The sequence below is a fragment of the Clostridium sp. genome (assembly GCF_036639235.1).
Classification (GTDB): domain Bacteria; phylum Bacillota; class Clostridia; order Clostridiales; family Caloramatoraceae; genus Clostridium_AB.
On sequence record NZ_JAVWJB010000085.1, the window covers coordinates 1 to 4,070 of the forward strand.

Sequence of the window (4,070 nt, forward strand, 5' to 3'; positions counted from 1 at the left end):
TATTGTACGCTCGCTATATGTTTTACTGTTTAGTTTTCAATGACCAAGTGTTTATAATTCTAAACCATAATTTCTTACTTGTCAACCATGTTTTAGATTTATTTTTGAAACGTTGTTTCCTCTGTTTCACTGTGTCCCTCAGGACAAGATATATCTTACCACGACAAAATTCCCCATAATTATTAAAAACACTTAAATATTGAGTTTACATAAAATATACTATTAAATTTAGCTATATTACTCTATTTTGCTATAATTGATATACTAGGTAGGGTTGACCTTATTTTAAGGGAATATTTAGGTTTTTCAAGGGTGTTTCGCCTTATTTCTTCAATGTAGAATTTAATTCTTCTATGTAAGAAAACATATAAAAAAACACTGTATTATTGAATTTATAGTCCTTAATTATAAGTTTTATATTAGTAGTTTGTATTTAAATTTAATTTATATGTAGTTTAAAAACTTTTATTAAATGAAATTTACCTTAATGAATTAAATGTATTAATGATTTTAAGTTTATAAATCTATATAAATAAAGAGTAGCTATAATGCTACTCTCTAGTTTGTATTTATTATATAGGTATATAAATTAAATTATCTTAAGTTAATTCATTAGTAATTAGTTACTTTGCCAATTGTCTCTATTAACAGATTGCTTCTTACAAGTTCTATTATGGTTCTTACCTTCTTCACTTGTAATAGGAGTTTGGTGATTACACTTCTCCATTCTAGCCCTCTTATTATCTGGTTGACTATCTTTTGCCATTAGAAACCCTCCTATGCTTAATTATTAGTTGCCTGTTTTAGCTTTACCTTGTATCTCTGGTACAGGTGGTACATCATTCTTCGGAAACTTTTGCTTATGGTTGCTTTCAGTTCCATGTGGCTCTGATGGACTAGGTCTTCTCATACCCTTCTTAGCCAATATAATCACATCCTTATAAAAATATTTCTATAATAGTATCTCAAGAAACACCTAATTGTATTCAAAAATAAAAGCCACTTAGAACAAATCTAAGATCTGATCTAAGTGGCGCTGAGATAAAATTAATTATCCCAATGTAAACTGATTGGTGCTCTGCCCTATGGGTAATTCTTAAAATCACTAAGTGTTACAGAATTCTCTAAAGCGTATGTTACAATAACTACGTTTACCATAGGTAATCGCCTCCTCAAAATATATATAATATATTTCTTTAGCTTACATTCTTATTATGTCATTTTTAACTTAATATTATACAAATATTCTAATGGTTATTTATGGTTATTTTTTATAGGATGTAACTCATATTTAATATCACCATCAGTTGCAACCTTAGGAGAATGGGTTACAATAATTACACACTTATTTTCTTCATATGCAAGAGACTTAAATATATTCATAACATCATTTTGTGTAGCCCCATCAAGGTTACCTGTTGGCTCATCTGCAAGTATAATATCAGGATCATATGAAAGTGCTCTAGCTATAGCTATTCTTTGTTGTTCTCCACCTGATAATTTAAGTACTTTTCGGTTTGCCTTACTTGAGTCTATTCCTACCTTCTCTAGTAAGCTAAAAACATATTCCTTCTTATTATTATATTTCTTCCTTGAAATATCCATTGAAAGCTCAACATTTTCTGCTGCAGTTAATTGTGGAAGTAAGTTAAATCCTTGAAAAATTACTCCTACATACTTACTTCTATACTCATACTTATTAATACTTTCTAAATCACTGTCTTGGTAAATTATTTTTCCCTGACTTGGAGATGTTAATCCGGCAAGCAATGATAAAAGAGTTGTTTTTCCTGCTCCTGATTTACCTACTATTGTGTATATCTTTCCCTTTTCAAAATCAAAGGATATATCCTTTAATACCATATTTCTACCTTTATCATAGGAATATGCTATGTCCTCAAGTTTTAAAATACTCATATTTACACCCTCCTACGCTCTGTTAGATAATATTTTTAAAGGTTCATATCTCAATATAAATACTATTGCTGCTGAACCTGAAATTAATATTAATCCTACGCCTATTTGTAATATCTTAATTATTACACCAATATCTGCTGATGTATTTATTTCTTCTATATACTCAACCTTATTTTCTATTGAATTTGGAGGCATTTTATTTCCTCCACGACCAAAGTTATTTTCTATATCTTGTTTTTGCTCTTGTTGAGACTGTACTTGTGCACTTAAAAGATTACTTGTAATTTTAGGTGCTGCAGTAAGTCCAATCCCTGTTCCTATAACAATAGCAGTAAACATTACTATAAAAACTTCACTTAAATACTGTAATAGTACATTTTTCTTTTTCATTCCTATAGCCGTTAATACCCCAACTTCATACTTTCTCTCTCTTATATTGAATATATTAAGAACAACTAAAATAACACATCCAATAGCTAATACCACAATTAAAAATACTCCAGCAAATTTACTAAGATTCTTTAGTGGTATAAGGCTTTGTTCATAGCTGTTAACGTCTATTGACTCTACAGAATAATTTTCATTAAGGCCCATAGCTATTACCTCTGACTTAAATGACTCAAGTCCATTAACATCCTTAAATACATAGGTTCCACTTACTTCATTTCTAAGTTCTGTTGTGCTTTCCTCACCTGATTCAATATCTGTAGATACTATTGCATTTTCAGAAGATAAATTAAGTATTTGATTTAATGAAGCATAGCTAATATATATTTGATTTGCTGGGTCTGATGATGTTGAAAACCTCATATTATTACTTGTACTTTCTGTATTTTCATATATGCCTGAAATAGTTAAATTATAAGTTTCATCATCTAAATTAGGATTGGAAACTACTATTTTATCTCCAACACTTAAACCGTTTAAGCTAGCAAGTTCATTTGAAATAATACACTCCAAGTTATTTTCAGATTCACTAAACATTTTACCTGATAAAATTTTAGAGCTCCCTGATAAAAACGATGTCATAGCATTGTTAGAACTAAATCCACTAACCGTAAATTCACCCTCATTTCCTCTTTTATTAAGTCCACCTGTATTTTTAGGATTAAACATGCTAGAACTTGAATCGTCAGTATCTGATTCATCTACAGGATCAATTTCAAATCCATTCATAGTAGTGTTAACATTAAAATAAAAATCTGTAATACTTTTTGACTTAGCATACTTTTGTAACTCTTCTAGTGAAAGAGACGAATGACTTTTCATTGCTATTCTTGGATCTTCTCCACTTTCCTTAGCTGATTCCATTACCTTGTTTCTATCTAAATTTATACTTGCGGTAATACTTAGGTCTTCTCTACCACCTTCTTCAGCCTTAGTAGCTGAATCTTTAATGGATAGAGCAATATAACTTGATGCTGCAATTACAAGTGCAATTAATCCAATTAATATATTTCTCCCCTTAGATCGTATTATGTTTCTAATAGCATTTTTTAATATATACATCCTTGTTCTCCTTATTTTAAAGTTTTTATTCTAATTTCATAATAGATTTTGGATGTGAAGGGAATGTGATATTAAGCTAATTGATTCATGAAATAAATCTAATTATTTAATATTTAAATATTCAAAAAATAACTTTAGACATAAAAAAAAAGACAATCTATTGATTGTCTTTAAAGTGGAGCGGGTGATGGGGATCGAACCCACGCTGCCAGCTTGGAAGGCTGGAATTCTACCATTGAACTACACCCGCAAGTGGTGACCCCTAGGGGAATCGAACCCCTGTTACCACCGTGAAAGGGTGGTGTCTTAACCGCTTGACCAAGGGGCCAAATAACAAGCGACTTCCTACCCTCCCAGTCCGTCACCAGACTAGTACTATCGGCGTTAGAGAGCTTAACCTTCGTGTTCGGTATGGGAACGGGTGTATCCTCTCTGCCATCATCACTTGATTGGCCAGTTATTAAATTGGCTATACATTAAATAAAAAAAGACAAACTAAATTGTCTTTAAAATGGAGCGGGTGATGGGGATCGAACCCACGCTGCCAGCTTGGAAGGCTGGAATTCTACCATTGAACTACACCCGCAAGTGGTGACCCCTAGGGGAATCGAACCCCTGTTACCACCGTGAAAGGGTGGTGTCTT

Annotated in this window: 4 protein-coding genes, 3 tRNA genes and 1 rRNA gene; all 8 read right to left on the minus strand. The window is 31.5% G+C overall.

The genetic code is table 11. The annotated features are described in order from the left end of the window. Positions 1-619: 619 nt before the first annotated feature. On the minus strand, positions 620-766 hold the full coding sequence (locus RR539_RS10490) for a hypothetical protein (protein ID WP_332474859.1): 147 nt from the start codon (positions 764-766) through the stop codon (positions 620-622). A 24-nt stretch (positions 767-790) separates the two neighbouring features. Further along, positions 791-925, minus strand: a complete 135-nt coding sequence (locus RR539_RS10495) for a hypothetical protein (RefSeq protein WP_332474858.1) — start codon at positions 923-925, stop codon at positions 791-793. Between the two features lie 329 nt (positions 926-1,254). Further along, a complete protein-coding gene (locus tag RR539_RS10500; protein ID WP_332474857.1) occupies positions 1,255-1,917 on the minus strand; it encodes an ABC transporter ATP-binding protein in 663 nt (220 codons plus the stop codon). A 12-nt stretch (positions 1,918-1,929) separates the two neighbouring features. Further along, positions 1,930-3,426: an ABC transporter permease gene (locus tag RR539_RS10505; protein WP_332474856.1), complete on the minus strand. Its 1,497-nt coding sequence runs from the start codon at positions 3,424-3,426 to the stop codon at positions 1,930-1,932. Positions 3,427-3,602: 176 nt separating this feature from the next. Next, a tRNA-Gly gene (locus RR539_RS10510) sits at positions 3,603-3,676 on the minus strand. A 3-nt stretch (positions 3,677-3,679) separates the two neighbouring features. Then, positions 3,680-3,754: transfer RNA gene (locus RR539_RS10515), tRNA-Glu, on the minus strand. A gap of 4 nt (positions 3,755-3,758) precedes the next feature. Then, positions 3,759-3,875: ribosomal RNA gene (rrf, locus tag RR539_RS10520) — 5S ribosomal RNA — on the minus strand. 63 nt (positions 3,876-3,938) lie between these two features. After that, a tRNA-Gly gene (locus tag RR539_RS10525) sits at positions 3,939-4,012 on the minus strand. Positions 4,013-4,070: the final 58 nt, after the last annotated feature.